Raw genomic sequence first — 21,178 nt, 5'->3', positions numbered from 1 at the left:
CGTCTCACTAAAAAGGTAATGGCATTCACTTGTCAGGCTGAGTAAAGTCGAAGTCCTTTTTAAGAGAAATAGTAAGTTTCTCGACTTCGCTCGAAATGACAATGACAGAAACCACTCGTTTTAGAGCTTCGCCTAATTGGTTAAAGATAGAAAACACTCGTTTTTGGGGTTCACCTAATTGGTTGAAGTTAGAAAACACTCGTTTTGGGGTTTCGCCTAATTAGTTGAAGGTAGAAAACACTCGGATTGACGTTTCGGGGAAATCCTGAAAGATGAAAACACTCGGATTGATGCTTCGGGGAAATCCCGAAAGGTGGAAACACCCGTTTTGGAGCTTCGCCTAAATAATTAAAAGTAAAAAAATAGGAAATAGTAGAGAATGGATAGTCATATTTGGATAGAAAAGTGGAATAATCATTATAAAACTGATGATTTTGTGTATGGCAAGTCGCCCAATCGGTTTTTTAAGGAGGAAATCGACAAACTTCGTCCGCTTTCTATCTTATTACCAGCAGAAGGAGAGGGCAGAAATGCAGTGTATGCGGCTAAAAATCACTGGGAAGTAACCGCTTTCGATATTAGTGAAGAGGGAAAGAAAAAAGCATTGCAATTGGCAAAAGAAAATGATGTTTTTGTAAATTACAAGGTTGGCGAACTGCCTAATTTGGACTTTGACAAAGCCTCATTCGATGTAATTGCACTGATTTACGCTCATTTTCCGCCTCAAATACGTTCCGCCTATCATCAAAAGTTGATAACACTTCTCAAAAAAGGAGGTATTGTTATTTTTGAAGGATTTGGCAAAAAACATCTCGACTATCGGAAGAAAAATCCGAAAATAGGAGGACCAGCCGATGCAGAATCGTTGTTTTCTTTGGAAGAAATTCAATCCGATTTTGCTGATTTTAAGTTTGAAACATTGGTTGAGCAAGAAGTAGCACTTTCCGAAGGTCTTCTTCATAATGGAATAGGTTCTGTTATCCGATTTGTAGCACGGAAGCAATAAAATAACAATATATAAAAATAGAATAGTACAATAAATACTACAAGAAAGAATATAAAAATGAAGTCAAAAAAAATAGAATTAGGGATTACTTCTTTTGGAGAAACGACTCCGCTGGAAGCCACAGGTAAAGCCATTTCACACGCTGAGAGAATACAAAATATGGTTGAAGAAATGGAACTTGCCGATGCCGTAGGGCTTGATATTTACGCCATTGGCGAACATCATCGTTCCGATTTTGCTGTGTCAGTACCTGAAATGGTGCTGGCAGCAGGGGCAGTGAATACGAAAAACATTCGTCTGTCGAGTGCTGTTACGGTGCTTTCTTCTTCCGACCCGATTCGTATTTATCAAAATTTTGCCACCCTCGATGCTATTTCCAACGGAAGAGCCGAAATAATGGTCGGGAAAGGGTCTTTTATTGAATCCTTTCCGCTATTTGGGTATAGCTTAGATGATTACTACGGATTATTTCACGAAAAGTTGGATATGCTTTTGGAAATTTCCGAAAAAGAGCTTCTTACTTGGGAAGGACGACTAACGCATTCGGTGGACGGAAGAGGTGTTTATCCCAGAGCCGTGCAAGAAAAGTTACCCATTTGGGTAGCCACAGGCGGAAGCCCTGAAACAGCTGTTCGCACTGCCAAAATGGGATTGCCTATCGCCTTTGCTATCATCGGGGGAGAGCCTCGTGCATTCAAACAACTGATTGATGCATATCGCCAAATAGGTAAGCAGTGGGGACATACGGCAGAGCAGTTGCAAGTAGCATCACACTCGTGGGGATTCATCGCTGAAGATAACCAACAAGCCGTTGATATGTATTTTCACCCAACCAAACAAGTAGTTGATGCCATCTCGAAAGACAGACCCCATTGGCAACCGCTTACCAAAGAGCAATATTTGAATTCGGTAGGGGAATACGGAGCAATGTTTGTAGGCGACCCACAAGTAGTTACCGAAAAGATTATAAAAACTATTGAAACCCTGCAATTAGACCGATTTATGCTACATATACCTATCGGTTCGTTGCCTCATCAGGCGGTACTGAAAGCCATTGAACTTTTCGGGAAGGAAGTCGCTCCGAAAGTGAGGGCTTATTTTGAAGGGAGGTAATAAATAGGAATGTTTCTTTTGAAAAATGTAAGAATATAGAAACTTTTATTTTTGTTTATCTTTGAAGTAGGCATAAGAAAAATTATGTATGAATAATAAAATCATTCCATATAATCCAAAGCTGAAAGAATTTGCAAGAACATTACGAAAAAATAGTACTTTAAGCGAAGTATTACTTTGGAAGCGAATTAAAAATAAAGCTCTTGGCGTAGAATTTCATCGTCAGGTACCTATGTTGGAGTATATTGTTGATTTTTATTGTCACGAATTGAAATTAGCCATTGAAATAGATGGAAATATACACGATTTTAGCTATTTAGAAGATGCTCAAAGACAAGGAGAAATAGAAAAATATGGAGTTAAATTTCTTCGTTTTTCTAATGAAGAGATAAAATACAATATGTTTAGTGTTATTTTATCTCTCGATGAAAAAATTAAAGAATTACAAAAGGAACAGGAAGAAATTCCCTCACATCCAACAAAAGAAGAGTAGAAAAACATCCCCCTGCCCCCTTCAAAGGGGGATTTAGGGAGCTGTTCACATTCCTCTCTTGAGGGAAATTAAGTAGATAATAAAACAAGTGAAGAAAAACACACAGAACGAAACATATAAAAACAAGTAGAATCCAATCCCGTTTTTGGGGAGATTAGAGAGATGTAAAAGAATTAGAAAAATACACAACACGAATATACAAAAGCAATAGAGTCCAATTCCCCCTTTGAAGGGGGTAGGAGGGGGATGTGAAAAAATAAATATAATTACAAAAAGATATGAAATCAATCATAAAACTAACATTAGTAGGCTTGTTTCTGACCTCGTGTCAAGGTTTTTTAGACAAAGACCCTGATTCGTCGCTCAATGTGGCAATTGATTCGGAAGAAAAAATAGCAGAATTACTCACAGGAGCTTATCCTCAGGCGAGTTATTTTGCTTTTCTGGAAGCCCGAACCGACAATGTCGAGGAGCGAATTGGAGGGGTACACACGCGTCTGAACGAAGCAATGTACTTCTGGGAGGATTACGACCAAGAAGATTTGGACACGCCCTTAAACTACTGGAATGCGTGTTATGCAGGTATCGCACAGGCAAACAAAGCGTTGGAATTATTGGCTTCATATCCGAAAACGGACCGCGTAAAGGCTTTGTACGGCGAGGCTTTCTTGCTTCGAGCGTATTTACATTTTATGTTGGTCAACATCTGGGCAGAACCTTACGGAACGGAAAAAGCCAAGAATAGTGCTGGTATTCCGTACCTTACCAAATCCGAAAAACACGCTTTAGTCGATTACAAACGCGGAACGGTTGCCGAAGTTTACGAAAAAATTGAAGCCGATTTGAAGTTAGGAATTACGTTGGTTGATGATAATTTCTACAAAAAGCCCAAATTTCACTTCAACAAAAAAGCGGCTTATGCCTTTGCTTCGAGGTTTTACTTGATAAAAGGCGAATGGGATTTGGTTATTGAGTATGCCGATTACGTTCTGGGAAGCAACCCCAAACAAATCTTACGAAATTGGGAGCATTACGCCAGATTGCACGGTAACAATCGTAAATCTTTGTTCGCTACCTATGCTGCAACGGAAGAACCTGCTAATCTGCTAATTACTACTACCGAGTCGCGTTGGAAACGCAATTTACCCGTTGATAAATACGGATTTACTGACCAAAAAATCAGTGAGATATTCGCTTCAAAAGGAATTGATGGTTGTGATAGCGATGCAGGAAGAAAGCTCAATTACGTAACAACTTATCTATTTTCCGATTCGGAAAGACCTGTAAATAACGGAGCGTATATTGCCAAGTTCGATGAATTGTCTCTTTTGGGAAGTACAGGAACGAAGCCCAAAGATTTGTACGTAACCAATGTGCTTTTCACCACTGATGAAGTATTGCTCAACCGAATGGAAGCCTATGCAATGAAGCGTGAATACGAAAAATCGGTTGAAGATTTGAAAGAATATATACGAGGAAAATACGGAAATTTGGCTGTTCCGCCGTGTTCTAACGAGTCGTACACATCAATTAATAGTAGTTTTTATGAAGTGTATAGTCCTTTTTATGGGCTGACTTTAAAGCAATTGGCTTTGGTTAAAATCATTTCGGATTTCCGCCAGAAAGAATTTCTGCACGAGGGATTGCGTTGGTTTGATATTCGCCGATTTTACATTCCTATTCGCCGAAATTCCAAAAGCCCAATTTACCAACCGCTTCGCAAGGAAGACCCACGAAAGTTATTGCAAATTCCTGCCGAAGCCATCAATCGAGGTTTAGCACCCAATCCGAGATAATTTGTAGGGAATGGACACGTCCTTTCCGCTTAAAATAAAAAATAATCAACATACAATGAGAAGAATATACATAATATTAACATTGGTTTTGCTCAGTTGTAACAAAGAAAAACTATCCGACCAAAGCGTGGTGGAAGCCAACATTGTGCAACGTAATTATACCGAATTGGATACTTGGATACGCAATGAATTTACCTTACCTTACGGGATTGAGGTCAATTATCGTTGGGACGGAAATACGGCTCCAAAGGGAAGTTACACCTATCCGCCAGAGGCTAAAAATATTCAAAAAGTGTTGCAAACCATAAAGCATTTGTGGCTCGAAACCTATACATTGGCAAATGTGGGCGGAAAGGATTTCTTAAAAGGAAAAAATCCGATTAAGATTTATATGTATGGAGGGCAAAATGTTGATGAAAATGGAGTGGAATTATTGTCGAACACTGCGGCTACTTCGACAGAAATGCACTTGTACGATGTCAATAATTTCGATGGGAAGGATTATGCCAAAGTCTTTGCATTAATGCGAAGCGTACACCACCAATTTGCCAAACGATTGATGGAATTATTGCCTTACGATAGAGATAAATTTTTGAAAATCAGTTCAGGAGGATATGTGTCTAATACGAAAGAATTGCCTGAAAGAGAGCCCATTGCCAAATATATCCGTAAGGCTTCTGATTGCACAAGAGACCGAGATGTACAAGCCAACCAATCGTTTGCTTATGTGGTAAAAGCCGACCAAGATTTTCTGACACTTCGTATGGGATTTTTCAGCGTTGGAAAAAATGTAACCACGCAAGGAAAATTATATAAAGATAATTGCGAGGAAGTGTTGAATAACGGTAACTCGGTGTCGGAAGTGGTTAGTACCGAAGGAATTAGAGCCAATCGCAGAGGATTTTTCACCATTCATTCGATGCTTTCTCCTGAAGATGATATGGCTGAGGTAGTTAGCACTTATCTAACACATAGTGCCAAAGACGTTGAAAACGCTATCGCATTGGGAGGAATACCTTTTAATCCTTCCGACCCAGAAGACCAGCAAGCAGCTCAAGAGGCAGTAAAAAAACTTCGTCAAAAGCAAGAATTTGTAGAAGATTATTTCAAAAAGGAAATCAAAATCAATCTCAAACGAATGCAAACCATCAGCATTCAGCGACTTAAATCATACGTAAATCAATAAAATATGAAAAAATATCTTATTCTGTTGGCTATAATAGGACTTTTTTCTTGTAAAAAGGAAGATGATGGAATTTCTCCTTCGCAAAGAAATCTGCAAAATATCAATGAATTACGTAAGGAACTTACGGAGGCTCCTTATGGCTGGAAGGTGATGTATTTTTCAAAAACGGATTCATTGGCTTTTAGCAATAAAGACGAAGTTTTTAAGAAAGAAATTTTCTATTACAGAGACCAATACGGATACGGAGGGCATTATTTTCTGATGAAATTTACTCCCGAAGGAAAGGTGACAATGTTGGCTGATTTTGATGCTAATAGCAGTTCGAAACCACAAGAAAGCCAGTTTGAAATTAAGCAAAATACCTTTACCGAACTTAGCTTTACTACTTATAATTACATTCATCAATTGGTAAACGAACAATTGGAAGGCAAGTCTGATTTTTTGTATTTGCGTAAGGATTTTGACCAAAATTTGTTGTTCAAAACCACTAATTCTATTGAACCCGCTCGTGAATATATCGTCTTTGAAAAGTTAAAATCAGAAGAGGCGTGGAAGCATCCGTCAGAAAATAATGTTCAGAAAGCATTCGAAAATAGAACGTTTTTTGCAAAAATGAAAAATCCGCAAATTGTTATCCGAAAAGGAAGTCGTGTTTTTTTCCAAAGTGATGTTGTTATCAAAACCACAACGGGAACTCCTGAATACAATCGTTTTTTGAAATCGATGACTACCAATCGGTATTATGTGTTTTTGGCAGGTAAGAAATGGAATGCCAACCCGAATATTACAGTTCCCGATGAGAGTTACGCTTTGGGGTCAGGATATGTAGGAACAGAGCAAGGAATTACGTTCAGAACGGGAATTCGGTACGATAAGAACTATATTTTTTATGATTTTGAGCGAAAAAAAGATACATTTGTATGCGAATTGGTCAAAGTGTACGACCCTATTTATAAAAGATATATGTTTGTGAGCAAACATCTTTATCCTGATGGCGAACCGACGCATTTTGTTGCAGAAATAGTTGACAAATAGAAATAAGCAAAAAAATAATATAACAATGAATACAAAATATTTATTTTTGATAATATTATTGGGGATTTTTTCCTGTAATGTAAAGGATAACGACCCAGCGGAGGAAGATTATAGCAAATTATTTCCTTGGGAAGGAATTGAAAAACCTGAAAATGCCTACGAGGATATGAATATACGATTGTGCAATCCTAATGAGGCTTTGAGTAGTTATCGCTATCCTGGAGTTTCCATTGATAACCAGCGAGAGTATGATGTAACCATAAAATGCCAATACAGAGAAGCACCGCAAACTTCATCTCCCGCAAGATTTGAAGTCCGTTTTATTGATGACAAAAAGCAAATTGTTGCGGTAGGGTCAGACGCTTCGAGCAGCAATATAACTCACAAAATGACCGATGGCGTGGAATTTTCTAAAACGTTTAGAGTGAAGTCAGGCTATCCGATGTATTTGTTAGTCAACGGAATTGGTGATAGAGGTTCGAACATAAAAGCAAGTATCTCAGCCGTTTCAAAAGACGGACTTATTGTTGTTCCAACCCTTAGTACCGAGCAATCGCAAAACAATGAAGGACCTAACAGAATTCCGTCCCCGTATTGCGAGTATATTATTTTGCCATAAATGTGTTGGAGCATAGCGGAGCAAATTGTATCAAGAGCTAAGATAACACACAAAATTAAATAACCAACTGAACAAGGCACTTCTTGTTCTTACAAACAGAAAAAATATGTGGAAATATACAATTTTAATAGTGTCCCTTTTGGTGTTGGGGTGTAACAAAGGTGAGGGAGAGACGGTAGAGTCGGCGTACATAGAGCCTTTGCCTCCCGAACTCAAGTACAGCTTTTCCCGCAACGGAAGCAGTAGCGTTGACGTGTTGGAATGCGAACTGGTCAAAGAGCCTATCGACCGAATCTATAATTCTTATTTGAAAAGAGCTCAGATTTCAAATCAAAGCAATTACGATGAGGTAATGGGATTGTTTACCAACGGAATGTATCACCTAAAACCGAAAGAAGAGATAGCTACTTCGCCTTTGCATCTTGCTAAAAAATCGGTTATTGAACAAGATATAATAACGCTCATTGATGTATCGAGTGCGATTGCAGGAAGAGGAGAAGCCAATCCTTCTGACCACAGAAATCGTCCTGCTAACTACGGACGCACGGGATATATCGGGCAGAGTATCGGTGATGTAAATCTTTCCTTTGCAGATGAAAAAGGTTTGGTGGTAGCTGAAATTTTCAATAATTCGTTGTTGGGAGCTATTTATTTGGATAAAATCCTAAATTATCACTTGGACGAACAATTTTTTGACAATGCCGAGCTTATCGCCAAACACGAAAATGTGGAATTACTGGTGGGAAGGAATTACACCGAGCTGGAACATCATTGGGATTTGGCGTACGGATACTTCGCTTTCTTGCGTCCGCTGGTACAAGCTGAGGGAATTGCTTTGCTCAAAGATAGCGAACGAACCATCTTTAATGCTTTTGTTCAGGGGCGTATTGAGTTGGGAAGATATCGTTATGAGGATATGAAAAAACATCTGAAAATCATCAGAAGTGAGCTTTCCCGAGCCATCGCCATTCAGATTGTGGATATTCTGGTGGGTGAAAACACCTTAGTCAATATGGATGAGGGGACGGGCTATGCATTTCCTTTCATTTCTCGTGCGTACGGACTCATTTATACGATGCAATTTGCCAGAAACACAGAGGGAAAACCTTATTTCACGTATGAGGAAATCCAAAGTTTTCTGCAAGAACTTAAAAAAGATAAAGGTTTGTGGGATAAAGACAAGCTCCTTTCAGATGTCAATCATAAAGGTTCTTTGAAGAATATTGCTTCTGAAATAGGAAAGCCTTTCGGAATTTCAATCAATGATATAAAAAGATAAAGTAAAGTGGATTTTCTTTCCATCAAGAAGAAATTAGTAAAAAGGAAGTTGATAAATATTCAAAAACAGATAGATTGTTCTTATTTTTAACAAGGAAATTCAAAAAATTATCAGGGATAGGGTTTATCCTTACTGGGGAAGGATAAAAATCATTAGGGAAGGAATGTATCCCTGATGGAGAAGCGTAAAAATCATCAGGGATAGAGTATATCCCTACTGGGGAAGCATAAAAATTATCAGGGATAGAGTGTTTCCCTACTGGGGAAGGACAAAAATCATCAGGGAAGGAGTGTATCCCTACTGTGGAAGGATAAAAATTATTAGGGATAGAGTATGTCCCTGATAAAAAGCAATAAAAAATAGATGATTTAAAAGATTTTTATGGTTTTTTAGAAAGAAAACAAAATGATAAAAGAGTTAAATCATTTGGAATGAATAAATTTTTTGATGATATAGATAATAAAAAATAGTTTTTTGTACTGATTCCCCCTTTGAAGGGGGGTAGGGGGGGATGTAAAATCCAAAAGACATCCTCCGTCCTTCGGACACCTCCTTCAAAGGAGGATTTTGGAGTGTGACAAATTGTATAAAGTTGATGAGATTTTATTTAATTCATAAAACTTTATCAAGAAACTAAAAGCAATAAAATAATATCAAACAGATATAAATAGAAAAAGAGATGAAATACAGAATATTCATACTATTTTTAATCGTGGGACTTGTTGCTCAGGCACAAAGTAACTTAGTTCCTAACGGAGGATTTGAAAGAGGAAGTTCAAGCAGACCTGATAATTGGTATTTCCCTAATGGATTTGCTTATCAGCGATCTTCCGATGCTCATTCGGGAAGTTACGCAGCCAAAATTTATGCTAATTCAGGAACTTTTTATCTTCATCAAGAAGGAGAGACAAATGCAATTGATGTAGAGGCAAATGCCCAGTACGTTTTATCATATTGGTATAAAGGAGATGTATCTGACCGAAATATGGAGCTTTATGTATCTTGGTATGACGGTGATAGCAGAATCAAAAGGGAAGCTCTCGGAAAGGTTTCTTTTACAAGCCAATGGCAAAAGCGAGAAGTAACGCTTACCGTCCCTACAGGGATTAACAAAATGGGAATAGCTTTTTATGTATCACAAAGCAATGGTTTCATTAGCATTGATGATATTTCGTTAGTCTATCAGGGCAATGGCGGAGGCGGTAGTGTTTCAGTCCCAACAGGGGTTTCCACAAGGGAATATCAGCGAGAAATTGAAGTAAGATGGGATAAAGAAGCCGACAGACAGCTGCAATGGGAAGTTTTCGTGAATGACCAGTCCGTAGGCAAGACGCAAACAAATCGATTTCTGGTTACTGACTTAGAACCTCAGAAGAGTTATAGAATAAAAGTTCGTGCTTTAAGAGGAAGCGATGTGTCCGACTTTTCAAAAGAGATAAATGCCATTACCAACGATATGAGAAGAAGTCAGAACGATATGGAACGTGTTCCGCATCTGCGTACCCTTAACATTGATGGGGAAGTTTCTCAAACAATCGACCTATATTATAATGATTTGGCGAATAAAAATGCAAAAATCCAGTATTTTATAAACTCAAAACAGGTATTTCCGACCAATAATCAGCTTACTTTTCCTAAAAAAGGAAAGCAAACGCTAAAAATCATCATTGAAGAGGCTCCAAATATGAAGTGGGAGTTGGATTATTACTTAGATGTGAGGTAAAATATGTATAAAAATGCTTTAAATGATGTTTTCCATAGGTTGGGAAATGTTTTTTATTTGTTAGGAAAGCCAAATAAGATAAAAAGAAAAGTGAATAATAAGTTTGATAAGATAAATAATATTATTATGAAACATACTATAATAATGAGTTTGTTAGCTGTTTTTCTGGGATTGATGTCTTGTGAAAAAGGAAACAAAGATGAGTATCCAGAAATTAAAGTAGGGAAGGGGAGTGAGTCGCTCAAAGAGATTTCTATAAATAAACTTACGGAAAGGAAGATTGTTTTATCGGGAGGAAATGAGAAATTTTTGGCAAACGTTGAGAATTCAAAATTGGCTCAGGTAACTATTCATAAAGACACGCTAAAAATAAAAGGATTATTTGAAGGCGAAACGTTCGCTACGATTACCTCGCACGACAGAAAGGCACATCTTAAAATCAACGTGATTCCTCAGGAGATAAGCATTAGTCAGGACTATATTTTGCTTCATCCCCGCGATGAAAGTAAGTTTGTTAGCCTAACGGGCGGGGGGGATATTGTTAATTTAGATGTTGATGACCCTTACGGAATTCTAAACTTAAAATGGAACGGGAAGACTAACATTCTGGAGATAAATGCCCTACACGAGGGGGAAGCTACCATAACAGCTGTATCAAATGGAGTAGCTTCAAAGACACTTAAAGTAGTGGTTCGTTCAGAAGGAAATTTGGAAAAGTTAGGTTACTATTCGAGTTATTCACGCACACTTTCTCACATAGAACCTAAATTGGTTGTTAAACGAGCAGGAGTAGGAACTTGGTTTACTAATAGTACTGTTCCGTATGGTGTTAATGACGGATTTAATCAACGAAGTGCCGTTCGGGTAGGTGAGATATTCAATCCGCAAAAAGGACAAAATGTTCAGGTAGAAATAAAATCGTTTCCTTATCCTACAAGTTTTTCTATTGGTACAGGTATGTATCCTGTTTTTGTTGAAGAAGTTCGTGACACAACTTTCGTAATTCGTGGGAAAGGATTTAAGTTCGTTCTTCCGAAATAGATTTTTTTTCAGATAACATTCCAAAACGAAGATTGTTTTATACGATACAAATAATTTTTGTAACCATACGATGTTTTATAGAAGCATTATCAAAATGTAAGTTTTGGTAATGCTTTTTGTTTTATATTGATTTATAGCGTATTAAAAATATTTTTTTAGAATTATTATGTTAAATATTATTTTTATTCAGTTTAAATAGGTACATTTGCCCTGCTAAATTAATTAAAACCATTAATCAATGAGAAAAATAAAAGTTTTTTTAGGGCTGATACTTATGGTATCGGTAATGTTTGTTTCTTGCGGAAAAGATGACAACAAAGTAGAACCACCTGTTATTCACGAAATCAAAGTGGAGAATAACGCTCTAACCATTTTAGAGGGGGAGAGCAAAACCATAAAAATTGTTTCAGGAAATGGAGGTTACCAACTTAAATCGGATAATGATAACGTAGCGGTTACTGAAAAAGAGGGAGTAATTACCATTACAGGACAGAAAGCAGGGAAAAGTACTATTTCCGTGACTGATAGCAAAGGAAAGAAAGTTTCTATCAGTGTTACTATCAACGCATTAGTTTTGGATAAAGTGGAAGTTTCTCTTCAAAAGGCTGAAAAAGCAACAGTTGTAATACAATCAGGAAGTGGAACTTATTCCGTAGCTTCAGATAACGAACCTGTTGCAACTGCCGAGCTTTCAGGAACAAATATTACCATCACAGCTATTGCCGATGGTACAGCTACAATAACTGTTACTGATACCAAAACCAATAAGGCACAACACCTTAAGGTAATTGTAAAAACGCCTATTCCAGAAAGTTATTATAATTTAAGCAATGATAAAACAACCTTGGTAAAATGGCTTAATGATGAGCTTACAACTCTTGATATGGAAAATGACCCAGTGCTAAGCAAGGTAACTTCCATCGGAGCAAGAGCTTTTTTGGGTTCAAAATTGACAAGTATTACGCTACCCAAAGGATTGAAAACTATAAAAGAACGTGCCTTTGAAAATTCTCCATTAACATCGTTAGTGATTCCAGAAGGGGTAACTATCATAGAGGGTAGTGCTTTTTATAGTTGTAAAGCATTAGCAACCATAACGTTACCTCAAACACTAACAGAAATTGGAGAATCAGCTTTCAAATCCTGTCATAAACTTAACAATGTAGTTATTCCTGACGAGGTAAAACGATTGGAATCAGACGCTTTTTCAGACTGTAGAGGGTTGACTACCATTACATTATCAAAACAATTGACTCATATAGGAGGCACTGCGTTTAATGGATGCGGAAAATTGTCTTCTATTGAACTTCCCGAAACCCTTGAAGAGATAGAAATATCTGCTTTTTCAGATTGTAAATCTTTATCAAAGATTACAATTCCTAATAAAGTAACCGAGTTATCAACCTCTCTTTTCTGGGGATGTAGCAATTTGGCTTCAATCATTATTGGAGAAGAAGTAACAACCATAGGAGAAGAAGTTTTTCGTGATTGTTCAAAATTGACCACTATAACCATTCCGAGCAAAGTAACTGAAATAGGAGGAAACATTTTTTCAGGTTGTAAGAGTTTGGTTTCAATCACGATGAAACCTGCAACACCTCCTACATTAGAAGGTACTTTGTATGATGATGATGAATTAACAACTTTCAAACATATTTATGTGCCAACAGCAAGTGTGAGTTCATATCAAGAAGATGAAAGTTGGAGCGAGTATTCAGATAAAATAAGTGCTCAATAATTATAAAATGAATAAAATGAGAAAAATAGGTTTGATTTTAGGGCTACTTTGTTTCGGATTGGTAGCTATGGTTTCTTGTGATAAGGACGACAATAAACAAGTGGAAGTTCCTGCGAAAGAAATCAAAATAAGTAAAGAAGCTGTAAATGTTTTGGTTGGGAAGACTCAATTAATTGACATTACCGACGGGAATGGAGGTTATAAAGTAAAATCTTCGGACGAGAATAAAGCTGTTGCATCTGTAAAAGGTGAAAAACAAATAGCTGTGGAAGGTAAAAGTGCTGGGGAAGTTACTCTGACCATAACGGATAGTAAGCAGAAACAAGTTTCTGTAAAAGTGAATGTTTTTCAGTCTATTGCTTTGGAAACGAAAGCTATCATTCTAAAAAAAGGTGCTGAAAAAAGTATTGCTATTAATTCAGGTTCAGGAGCTTACAAAGTTGAATCAAAAGATGAAGCTATCGCTACAGCAAAGATTGTTGGTACGAACTCTATCGTTGTATCAGCAGTTTCAAAAGGAAATACTACAATTGTAGTAACTGATACACAAACCAATAAAACGGAGGAAATTTCGGTTATAATTTCTGAACTTACCTTGCAGAAGGAAAATATTCAACTGAAAATAAACGATTCTGAAAATGTAACTATTACAGGTTCAGGAGAATACTCAATTTCTTCAAGTAAAGAGGGCGTTATTAAAGCAGAAATTATCAATAATGAGTTGAGAATTACAACGGTAGCATCAGGAGAAGTCGTTGTTACGATAACGGATAATCAAACTTCTGAAAATAAAGAAATTACAATTGTTGTGATGGAAGAACTCCGAATGGAAAAATCTGAATTGACGGTAACTAACGGAGATTTTGAAATTATAAATATTCTTGGAGGAGATAATGCAAATGGCAATTACGAATTTGAAATTACCGCTACTCCTACTGATGTGGTAAATGTTGAGCCTCAATGGTATGATGCTACACAAGGACATCATTTAAAGGTAACAGGTTTAAAACCAGGGGAAATTACTGTAACAGTGAAAGATAAACAAACACAGCAAGTTACAACATTTAAGGTTACTGTGAATTTGAGCGAATTTTCTATCCCTCGTACTACGTTGGAACTTTCAGCAGGAGCAAGTACAACCATAAACATCAAAGGAAATGGCAAATATGAAGTTAGTTCGGCTAATTCTTCGATAGCAACTGCCGAAGAAAGTAATGGTGTGCTTACTATTACGGCTGTGGGAAGTGGCTCAACCGAAATCACGGTAAAAGATGTTCTGAAAGATGAAACTAAAATAATTTCGGTAGTGGTAAAATCTTCTTTCACGGTAGATGCTAACGGGGTTTTAACAGCAGTTGACCCTTCAGCTATTGTTGCTAATTTGGTAATTCCTGAAAATGTGAAGGAAATTAGTGATGGACATAAGCCTTTTGATAAAAATAGAAATACTATTCAAATTGTTGCAATGGAAAGTATTGAAAAAGTAGGTACTTTCGCATTTGCATTTCAATCCGAATTAACCACGGTTAATATAGGTAATAACATTAAGCAAATTAATAACTTCGCATTCGCTGTTTGTAAAAAATTGAACACTTTTAGAGTTAAGGCGACAACACCGCCTACTTTAAATGGAAAACCATTTCAAAATTCTTCTGATAATAAAACCTTGATTGTCCCCAAGGGGACAATCAAGGTTTATGAAAATTCCGATTGGAAAAAATATTTTACGAATATCGTTGAAGAATAAAATTTTTAATAAGCTGTCTGAAAAGGCAGCTTTTTTTGTGCTATAAAAATGTAAAGTAAAACCACGATTTTCGTAAATTAGCAACGTGAAATTTATAAAAATCAATATGTCAGACAAATATTTACTATAAATTATTGAAAAGAAAATCTTGCTGAATTTATTTTGTAAGGTTTTCTTTTTTTAGTTATTTTTAGTTCAAATTTTGCAATAAAATAGGTGGTTTGTTGGTAGATGATGTGTTTTTTTCATAACTTTGCGGGTCGGTTAATTCTTGGGAAATCAGCCAGAATAAATGATTTTCATTGTGATTTCGGCTAAAAATTTGGGAAAACAAGTTGTTTTTAGAACACATTTCCAATAAAAAAAAGTATTTTTTAGAAAACTAAACAATAATTGTGTATTTTTGCCCAAGTTTATTCAGTACTTTTTTCAAATAAGTATCATACAATTTTTTATATTATTATGACAAAAATAACTGCTGCAATAACAGGAATAGGAGGCTATGTTCCTGATTATGTGCTGACAAATGCAATGTTAGAAACAATGGTGGATACCAACGACGAGTGGATTTATACACGTACTGGTATTAAAGAAAGAAGAATTTTAAAAGAAGAAGCTCAAGGAACATCGTATTTAGCAATTAAGGCAGCTCAAGATCTTATCAATAAAAAAGGGTTGGATCCTAAAGAAATAGATTTGGTAATTCTTGCTACAGCAACACCTGATATGCCAGTAGCTTTAACTGGACCTTACGTAGCTTCAGAAATTGGAGCTACAAACGCATTTTCGTTTGACTTACAAGCTGCTTGTTCAAGTTTTTTGTATGGAGTTTCTGTCGCTTCAAGTTACATACAGTCAGGTAAGTACAAAAAAGTTCTATTAATTGGAGCTGATAAAATGTCCTCCATCATTGATTACACTGACCGAGCAACTTGTATCATTTTTGGAGATGGAGCTGGGGCAGTGTTGTTTGAACCTAATTATGAAGGGTTAGGAGTTCAAGATGAGATTCTGAAAAGTGACGGAATAGGAAGAAATTATTTACATATAAAAGCGGGTGGTTCAATGTTGCCCATAACTGAACAAGGACTTAGAGAAAAGAAACAATTTGTTTATCAAGACGGAAGAACTGTCTTTAAATATGCAGTTTCTGGAATGTCAGGTGTTGCAGCTGAAATTTTGGAACAGAATAACTTGACAAAAGAAGACGTCCAATGGCTAGTGCCACATCAAGCAAATAAACGTATCATTGATGCTACAGCTGAACGAATTGGTTTGACAGAAGATAAAGTGATGGTTAATATCCACAAATATGGAAATACTACTTCAGCTACTATTCCTTTGGCATTGAAAGACTATGAAAATCAGCTTAAAAAGGGTGATAATGTTATTTTAGCTGCCTTTGGTGGTGGATTTACTTGGGGAGCGATATACCTTAAGTGGGCTTACTAATTTTTAACAATAAACATATTACGATAACAACCTAATAACGAATATTATGGATTTAAAAGACATTCAAAATTTGATTAAATTTGTCGCAAAGTCGGGGGCAAGTGAAGTGAAGCTTGAAATGGAGGACATCAAAATCACTATAAAGACCAATCCAGAAGAAAGTGGCAAAGAGCAAGTGTTTGTACAGCAAATGCCTATAACCACAATTCCTCAAATTCCTGTGCAACAACCAGTAACATTACCTCAAACTACTGTTGCCGATACACCTGAATCAAAACCTACAACGGTAGAAGATGATAGTAAGTACGTGACTATTAAGTCTCCTATGATTGGGACTTTTTACAGACGTCCTGCTCCTGATAAGCCTTTGTTTGTTGAGGTTGGTACCACAGTGAAAAAAGGCGATGTGATTTGTATTATTGAAGCGATGAAGTTATTTAATGAGATAGAGTCAGAAATTTCTGGTAAAATAGTAAAAGTTTTAGTAGATGACTCATCTCCAGTTGAATTTGATCAGCCTCTTTTCTTGGTTGAACCAGCTTAAAAATCATATTGTTGGATTTGATTAGTATGTAGCAATACTAAATTATTTTGAATTTATAATTAAACAGACATATGTTTAAAAAAATATTAATAGCCAATCGAGGTGAAATCGCTTTGCGTATAATTCGTACGTGTCGCGAAATGGGAATCAAGTCTGTAGCAGTGTATTCAACAGCCGATGCAGATAGTCTGCACGTTCGTTTTGCTGATGAGGCTGTTTGTATAGGTCCTCCCGCAAGTAAGGATTCGTATTTGAAGATTTCTAATATAATTGCTGCAGCGGAAATAACAAATGCTGATGCAATCCATCCAGGATACGGATTTTTGTCTGAAAATGCGAAATTTTCAAAGATTTGTGCAGAGCACGGCATAAAATTTATTGGAGCTTCTCCCGAAATGATTGAAAAAATGGGAGATAAGGCAACAGCTAAGGCGACAATGAAAGCAGCGGGTGTACCAACCGTTCCTGGTTCAGACGGATTAATTGAGTCACTTGAACAAGCTAAAAAAGTGGCTAAGGAAATGGGATATCCTGTGATGCTTAAAGCAACTGCTGGAGGAGGAGGACGCGGAATGCGTGCCGTTTGGAAAGAAGAAGACCTTGAAAGGGCTTTGGAAAGTGCAAAACAAGAATCTGCAGCAGCTTTTGGGAATGATGGTATGTATATGGAAAAACTTATCGAAGAGCCAAGACATATTGAAATACAGGTAGTTGGATATCAGTATGGAAAAGCTTGTCACCTTTCGGAAAGAGATTGTTCTATTCAACGTCGTCATCAAAAATTAACAGAAGAAACACCTTCTCCGTTTATGACCGAAGAATTACGTAAACGAATGGGGGAGGCAGCAGTAAAAGCAGCTGAATATATAAAATATGAAGGAGCAGGAACAGTAGAATTTTTGGTGGATAAGCATCGTAATTTCTATTTTATGGAGATGAATACACGTATTCAAGTTGAACATCCAATTACAGAGCAAGTGATTGATTATGATTTGATTAGAGAACAAATTTTGGTTGCTGCTGGAGTGCCTATTTCTGGAAGAAATTATACTCCAAAATTACACTCTATAGAATGTCGTATTAATGCAGAAGACCCTTACAATGATTTTCGTCCATCACCAGGAAAAATTACTACATTCCACGCACCGGGTGGACACGGAGTGCGTCTGGATACACACGTATACGATGGATATACAATCCCACCTAATTACGACTCAATGATTGCAAAGCTCATCACTACGGCTCAGACTCGTGAAGAAGCAATAGCAAAAATGAAACGAGCCTTAGATGAGTTTGTAGTTGAAGGCATAAAAACTACAATTCCTTTCCATTTGCAGTTGATGGATGACCCAGATTATTTGGCAGGTAATTACACAACCAAATTTATGGAATCTTTTAAGATGAATCCACCGCAAGAATAGAATAAAGTCAAAAAAAATCCCTGAATTTTCAGGGATTTTTTATATGTCTTCTAATCAGTTTATAATGGCATTGTAGACAATTCGTTGAATTTTAGGTCGGATATTTTCTTTAATTAATAAGTTATTTTCAGCAGTTGGGAAGGTTCTGTTGGATAAAAATACAATAACTATTTCATTATCAGGATCTGCCCAGGCATATGTGCCTGTAAAACCCGTATGACCAAAACTAGACATAGGAACACAACCACAAGTGGGACCCTCTCCATCAATTTGTGGTTTGTCAAACCCTAATCCTCTGCGGTTATTTTCACTACAGAACATACACGTATTGAATAAATTAACAATTTGCGGTTGTAAATACCATTCCCCTCCATAATAGCCTTTTTGTAAGAACATTTGCATCATTTTTGCCACATCATCTGCATTACCGAAAAGCCCAGCGTGTCCGCCCACACCACCAAGCATTGCCGCTCCTTGGTCGTGTACGTACCCGCGTATTTCCTGCCTACGGAAATAATTATCAACCTCAGAGGGAGCAATATTTCCTAAAGGAAAGTGTTCCAAAGGGAAATAGGTAAGATGATACGCTCCCATATTACGATAAAAATCTTTTTGGATTGCTTCTGAAAGTGAACTATTTGACTTCTTTTCAATATACTTTTTGAAATAATAATAAGGCAAGTCACTATACAAATATTTTTTTCTTTTGATGAGGTTACAATCATCAATTTGTTGATAAATGAAATTATGATAATCTTTCTTTATGTAAAGATTTTTTGCTACCTGAACTGAAAAATCATCAGTTTTTACATTGCTATAAATTTCTTTTAGTGGCTTTTTTTGAACGTCGAGTGTCTTAAGATAGAAAGGTATCCACGAAGGAAACTGTGCATAATGAGATAAAACGTTCATCATTTTCAAATTTCCTTTATTGGTGTTTCTTAATTCAGGAAGTAAGTCAGAAAAGGAAGAATTTATGTTGAATCCTTCTTGGGCGTATATTTTCATTAATTCGGGTAAGGTAACCAAAATTTTGGTAAGAGAGGCAAGGTCATAAATGGAATTGTCCTTTACTAAATTTTTTTCGTTATAGTCAAGTGTGCCAAAATTTTTTCGATATACAATTTTTCCTTGTTTTGCTACTAAAATTTGCATTCCAGGAGCCATTCTTTTGTTAAGAACTACTTGAGCAATGCTATCAATAGAACTTAATTTTTTTGAACTCAGCCCTACACTTTCAGGTAATCCATAGGATAAACGACCAATTTTTGGTGTGCTAACAGACGTATTTACAGGTAGTTCGGGGTGTGCCGAGACTGGTAAAACGCCTTTTCCTTCAATAGCTCCAAAGATGAGTTGAGCGGTTTTTTCTTGGGCAACTTTGTGATTTTGGTATGAGACAATGATGCTTTCAATATTTGTTAAATTTTTTACATCTAACAAAGCATAAGGTCGGGTGAAAATAGAAAGAATTACTTTCTTTTTCTTAGCGATTTCTTCCAGCCAAATAAGTTCTTCCTTTGTGAATTTATAGGCGTCCCAAGGCGTTTTATTTGGTTTGTGCAGACCAATAACAATTGTTTGATATGGTTCGATATTCTTCAGTAATTGTTCTGTAGATTTTGGCTCAATAATTGCCACATCAGCATACTTTCGCAGATTGGTATAAAATGTCCAACCGCTATCATTTCCGAATTTTATATAAGCAATTTTTTCTTTATCTAAATTTCTGATAGGTAATAATTTATTTTCATTTTTGGCAACAGTCAAAGCGTTTTCAAAGATTTCTTCCAGAAGTAAATCATCTTCAAGTGTATGTAAATTCTGATGAAGAGTTTCTAAATTCAGAAGCTCAAATTTGTATAAACCAACTTTGTATTTTGCCATTAATATTTTTTTCACAGAATACGCCAAACGTTCTTCAGTAATTTTCTTATTTTGGTAAGCTTTCTTTATCGCTTCAAAACCTTTAACGAGATTTTCGGGCATTAGCAGAATATCATTTCCTGCCAAAAAAGCTGCCACTTCCACTTCACCTACAGGCAAATATTCTGAAACACCTTTCATTCCCAACGCATCGGTATAAACTAAACCTTCAAAACCCATCTGAGTTTTCAGAATATCAGTAATAATATGGTGAGATAGGGAAGAAGGAAGCCCTACTTTTGACTCAAGTGATGGAATATTCAGATGCCCAACCATTACACTGGCAACGCCATTATTTATTAATTCTCTGAAAGGATACATTTCTATTTCGTGAAGTCTTTCGGAAGGAAAATCAATTAGCGGTAGGGTTTTATGTGAGTCTTTTGATGTGTCGCCGTGACCAGGAAAATGCTTTGCACTTCCCAGAACTCCAGCAGATTGCATTCCTTTTGTGAAAGCAATTCCTTTAAGAGCCACATTTTGTTTGTCTTCTCCAAAGGAACGATTTCCGATGATTGGATTAGCTGGATTTGTGTTTACATCAATATCTGGTGCGAAATTAAATTGCATACCAAGTTGTCGGCAATGTTCACCAATACGGAAACCAGCTCGTTCAATAAGTTCGTTATTTTTCACAGCTCCCATAGTCATATTCCAAGGGTAAGCGAAAGTGGAGTCCAACCGCATTGCCAATCCCCATTCAGCATCCATGGCCATAAATAAAGGAATTTTTGACAAAGATTGATATTCATTTGTTATTTTTGCTTGGCGTTTTGGTCCTCCTTTTGAGAAAATAATGCCTCCTATGTGGTATTTTTTGATTAATTCTTTAATGTATTCTGTATTTTTAGTTCCAATTTGGCTTGAAAAAACGGAAATCATAAATAATTGCCCTATTTTTTCATCTAAAGACATATTTTTGTATGTATTTTCAACCCATTTTTTTTGTTCTTGTTCATCTTTTGTAACCAAAGGATTTATTTTTTGGGCAGAAATATTTTGAATGATAAAGAATAATATAAAAATTTTGTATTTCATTGTTTTTGTTTAACTTGTTGT

General features: G+C 36.4%; 17 protein-coding genes. 16 read left to right on the top strand and 1 reads right to left on the bottom strand.

All coding sequences use genetic code 11. From position 1 onward, the window contains the following. Nucleotides 1–95 precede the first annotated feature (95 nt). The 16 genes from YW9_RS13770 (at nt 96) to accC (ending at nt 18,193) form a co-directional block, all read left to right on the top strand. On the top strand, nt 96–224 hold the full coding sequence (locus tag YW9_RS13770; RefSeq protein WP_018278556.1) for a hypothetical protein: 129 nt from the start codon (nt 96–98) through the stop codon (nt 222–224). Nucleotides 225–379: 155 nt separating this feature from the next. After that, complete coding sequence (locus YW9_RS0102250) at nt 380–1,006, top strand: class I SAM-dependent methyltransferase (RefSeq protein ID WP_018278555.1); 627 nt, start codon at nt 380–382, stop codon at nt 1,004–1,006. Nucleotides 1,007–1,063: 57 nt separating this feature from the next. Further along, the gene (locus YW9_RS0102245) at nt 1,064–2,119 is read left to right on the top strand and encodes an LLM class flavin-dependent oxidoreductase (RefSeq protein WP_018278554.1); all 1,056 of its coding nucleotides are present in this window, start codon (nt 1,064–1,066) and stop codon (nt 2,117–2,119) included. An 88-nt stretch (nt 2,120–2,207) separates the two neighbouring features. Continuing rightward, nucleotides 2,208–2,612, top strand: coding sequence for an endonuclease domain-containing protein (locus YW9_RS0102240; protein ID WP_018278553.1), 405 nt, complete (start codon nt 2,208–2,210; stop codon nt 2,610–2,612). Nucleotides 2,613–2,890: 278 nt separating this feature from the next. Further along, on the top strand, nt 2,891–4,408 hold the full coding sequence (locus YW9_RS0102235; protein ID WP_018278552.1) for a RagB/SusD family nutrient uptake outer membrane protein: 1,518 nt from the start codon (nt 2,891–2,893) through the stop codon (nt 4,406–4,408). 55 nt (nt 4,409–4,463) lie between these two features. Continuing rightward, nucleotides 4,464–5,594, top strand: a complete 1,131-nt coding sequence (locus tag YW9_RS0102230; RefSeq protein WP_040353637.1) for a putative zinc-binding metallopeptidase — start codon at nt 4,464–4,466, stop codon at nt 5,592–5,594. A gap of 3 nt (nt 5,595–5,597) precedes the next feature. Continuing rightward, a complete protein-coding gene (locus YW9_RS0102225) occupies nt 5,598–6,629 on the top strand; it encodes a DUF4302 domain-containing protein (protein WP_018278550.1) in 1,032 nt (343 codons plus the stop codon). A gap of 25 nt (nt 6,630–6,654) precedes the next feature. Next, a complete protein-coding gene (locus YW9_RS0102220; protein WP_040353634.1) occupies nt 6,655–7,248 on the top strand; it encodes a hypothetical protein in 594 nt (197 codons plus the stop codon). A 106-nt stretch (nt 7,249–7,354) separates the two neighbouring features. Next, a complete protein-coding gene (locus YW9_RS0102215) occupies nt 7,355–8,527 on the top strand; it encodes a DUF4856 domain-containing protein (RefSeq protein ID WP_018278548.1) in 1,173 nt (390 codons plus the stop codon). Nucleotides 8,528–9,206: 679 nt separating this feature from the next. Beyond that, the gene (locus YW9_RS0102210) at nt 9,207–10,250 is read left to right on the top strand and encodes a carbohydrate binding domain-containing protein (RefSeq protein WP_040353618.1); all 1,044 of its coding nucleotides are present in this window, start codon (nt 9,207–9,209) and stop codon (nt 10,248–10,250) included. 126 nt (nt 10,251–10,376) lie between these two features. Continuing rightward, on the top strand, nt 10,377–11,291 hold the full coding sequence (locus tag YW9_RS0102205; RefSeq protein WP_026193749.1) for a hypothetical protein: 915 nt from the start codon (nt 10,377–10,379) through the stop codon (nt 11,289–11,291). A 238-nt stretch (nt 11,292–11,529) separates the two neighbouring features. Beyond that, on the top strand, nt 11,530–13,029 hold the full coding sequence (locus YW9_RS0102200) for a leucine-rich repeat domain-containing protein (protein WP_018278545.1): 1,500 nt from the start codon (nt 11,530–11,532) through the stop codon (nt 13,027–13,029). 16 nt (nt 13,030–13,045) lie between these two features. Then, nucleotides 13,046–14,776, top strand: a complete 1,731-nt coding sequence (locus YW9_RS0102195; protein WP_231555512.1) for a leucine-rich repeat protein — start codon at nt 13,046–13,048, stop codon at nt 14,774–14,776. Between the two features lie 462 nt (nt 14,777–15,238). Beyond that, the gene (locus tag YW9_RS0102190; RefSeq protein WP_018278543.1) at nt 15,239–16,228 is read left to right on the top strand and encodes a beta-ketoacyl-ACP synthase III; all 990 of its coding nucleotides are present in this window, start codon (nt 15,239–15,241) and stop codon (nt 16,226–16,228) included. A 46-nt stretch (nt 16,229–16,274) separates the two neighbouring features. Beyond that, entirely contained in the window at nt 16,275–16,772 is a 498-nt protein-coding gene (gene accB, locus YW9_RS0102185; RefSeq protein ID WP_018278542.1) for an acetyl-CoA carboxylase biotin carboxyl carrier protein, read from the top strand. A gap of 71 nt (nt 16,773–16,843) precedes the next feature. Then, a complete protein-coding gene (gene accC, locus YW9_RS0102180; protein WP_018278541.1) occupies nt 16,844–18,193 on the top strand; it encodes an acetyl-CoA carboxylase biotin carboxylase subunit in 1,350 nt (449 codons plus the stop codon). A 54-nt stretch (nt 18,194–18,247) separates the two neighbouring features. On the opposite strand, the gene YW9_RS0102175 is transcribed toward accC, so the two are convergent. Further along, a complete protein-coding gene (locus YW9_RS0102175; RefSeq protein ID WP_018278540.1) occupies nt 18,248–21,157 on the bottom strand; it encodes a glycoside hydrolase family 3 N-terminal domain-containing protein in 2,910 nt (969 codons plus the stop codon). Nucleotides 21,158–21,178: the final 21 nt, after the last annotated feature.

It is taken from the genome of Capnocytophaga cynodegmi DSM 19736 (genome assembly GCF_000379185.1).
Classification (GTDB): Bacteria; Bacteroidota; Bacteroidia; order Flavobacteriales; family Flavobacteriaceae; genus Capnocytophaga; species Capnocytophaga cynodegmi.
This window is presented reverse-complemented; position numbering and strand designations above follow the sequence as displayed.

Excerpts from the sequence above, each read along its gene's own strand:
- YW9_RS13770 (WP_018278556.1), top strand. The coding sequence starts at position 96 with ATGACAATGACAGAAACCACTCGTTTTAGAGCTTCGCCTAATTGGTTA.
- YW9_RS0102250 (WP_018278555.1), top strand. The coding sequence starts at position 380 with ATGGATAGTCATATTTGGATAGAAAAGTGGAATAATCATTATAAAACT.
- YW9_RS0102245 (WP_018278554.1), top strand. The coding sequence starts at position 1,064 with ATGAAGTCAAAAAAAATAGAATTAGGGATTACTTCTTTTGGAGAAACG.
- YW9_RS0102240 (WP_018278553.1), top strand. The coding sequence starts at position 2,208 with ATGAATAATAAAATCATTCCATATAATCCAAAGCTGAAAGAATTTGCA.
- YW9_RS0102235 (WP_018278552.1), top strand. The coding sequence starts at position 2,891 with ATGAAATCAATCATAAAACTAACATTAGTAGGCTTGTTTCTGACCTCG.
- YW9_RS0102230 (WP_040353637.1), top strand. The coding sequence starts at position 4,464 with ATGAGAAGAATATACATAATATTAACATTGGTTTTGCTCAGTTGTAAC.
- YW9_RS0102225 (WP_018278550.1), top strand. The coding sequence starts at position 5,598 with ATGAAAAAATATCTTATTCTGTTGGCTATAATAGGACTTTTTTCTTGT.
- YW9_RS0102220 (WP_040353634.1), top strand. The coding sequence starts at position 6,655 with ATGAATACAAAATATTTATTTTTGATAATATTATTGGGGATTTTTTCC.
- YW9_RS0102215 (WP_018278548.1), top strand. The coding sequence starts at position 7,355 with ATGTGGAAATATACAATTTTAATAGTGTCCCTTTTGGTGTTGGGGTGT.
- YW9_RS0102210 (WP_040353618.1), top strand. The coding sequence starts at position 9,207 with ATGAAATACAGAATATTCATACTATTTTTAATCGTGGGACTTGTTGCT.
- YW9_RS0102205 (WP_026193749.1), top strand. The coding sequence starts at position 10,377 with ATGAAACATACTATAATAATGAGTTTGTTAGCTGTTTTTCTGGGATTG.
- YW9_RS0102200 (WP_018278545.1), top strand. The coding sequence starts at position 11,530 with ATGAGAAAAATAAAAGTTTTTTTAGGGCTGATACTTATGGTATCGGTA.
- YW9_RS0102195 (WP_231555512.1), top strand. The coding sequence starts at position 13,046 with ATGAGAAAAATAGGTTTGATTTTAGGGCTACTTTGTTTCGGATTGGTA.
- YW9_RS0102190 (WP_018278543.1), top strand. The coding sequence starts at position 15,239 with ATGACAAAAATAACTGCTGCAATAACAGGAATAGGAGGCTATGTTCCT.
- accB (WP_018278542.1), top strand. The coding sequence starts at position 16,275 with ATGGATTTAAAAGACATTCAAAATTTGATTAAATTTGTCGCAAAGTCG.
- accC (WP_018278541.1), top strand. The coding sequence starts at position 16,844 with ATGTTTAAAAAAATATTAATAGCCAATCGAGGTGAAATCGCTTTGCGT.
- YW9_RS0102175 (WP_018278540.1), bottom strand. The coding sequence starts at position 21,157 with ATGAAATACAAAATTTTTATATTATTCTTTATCATTCAAAATATTTCT.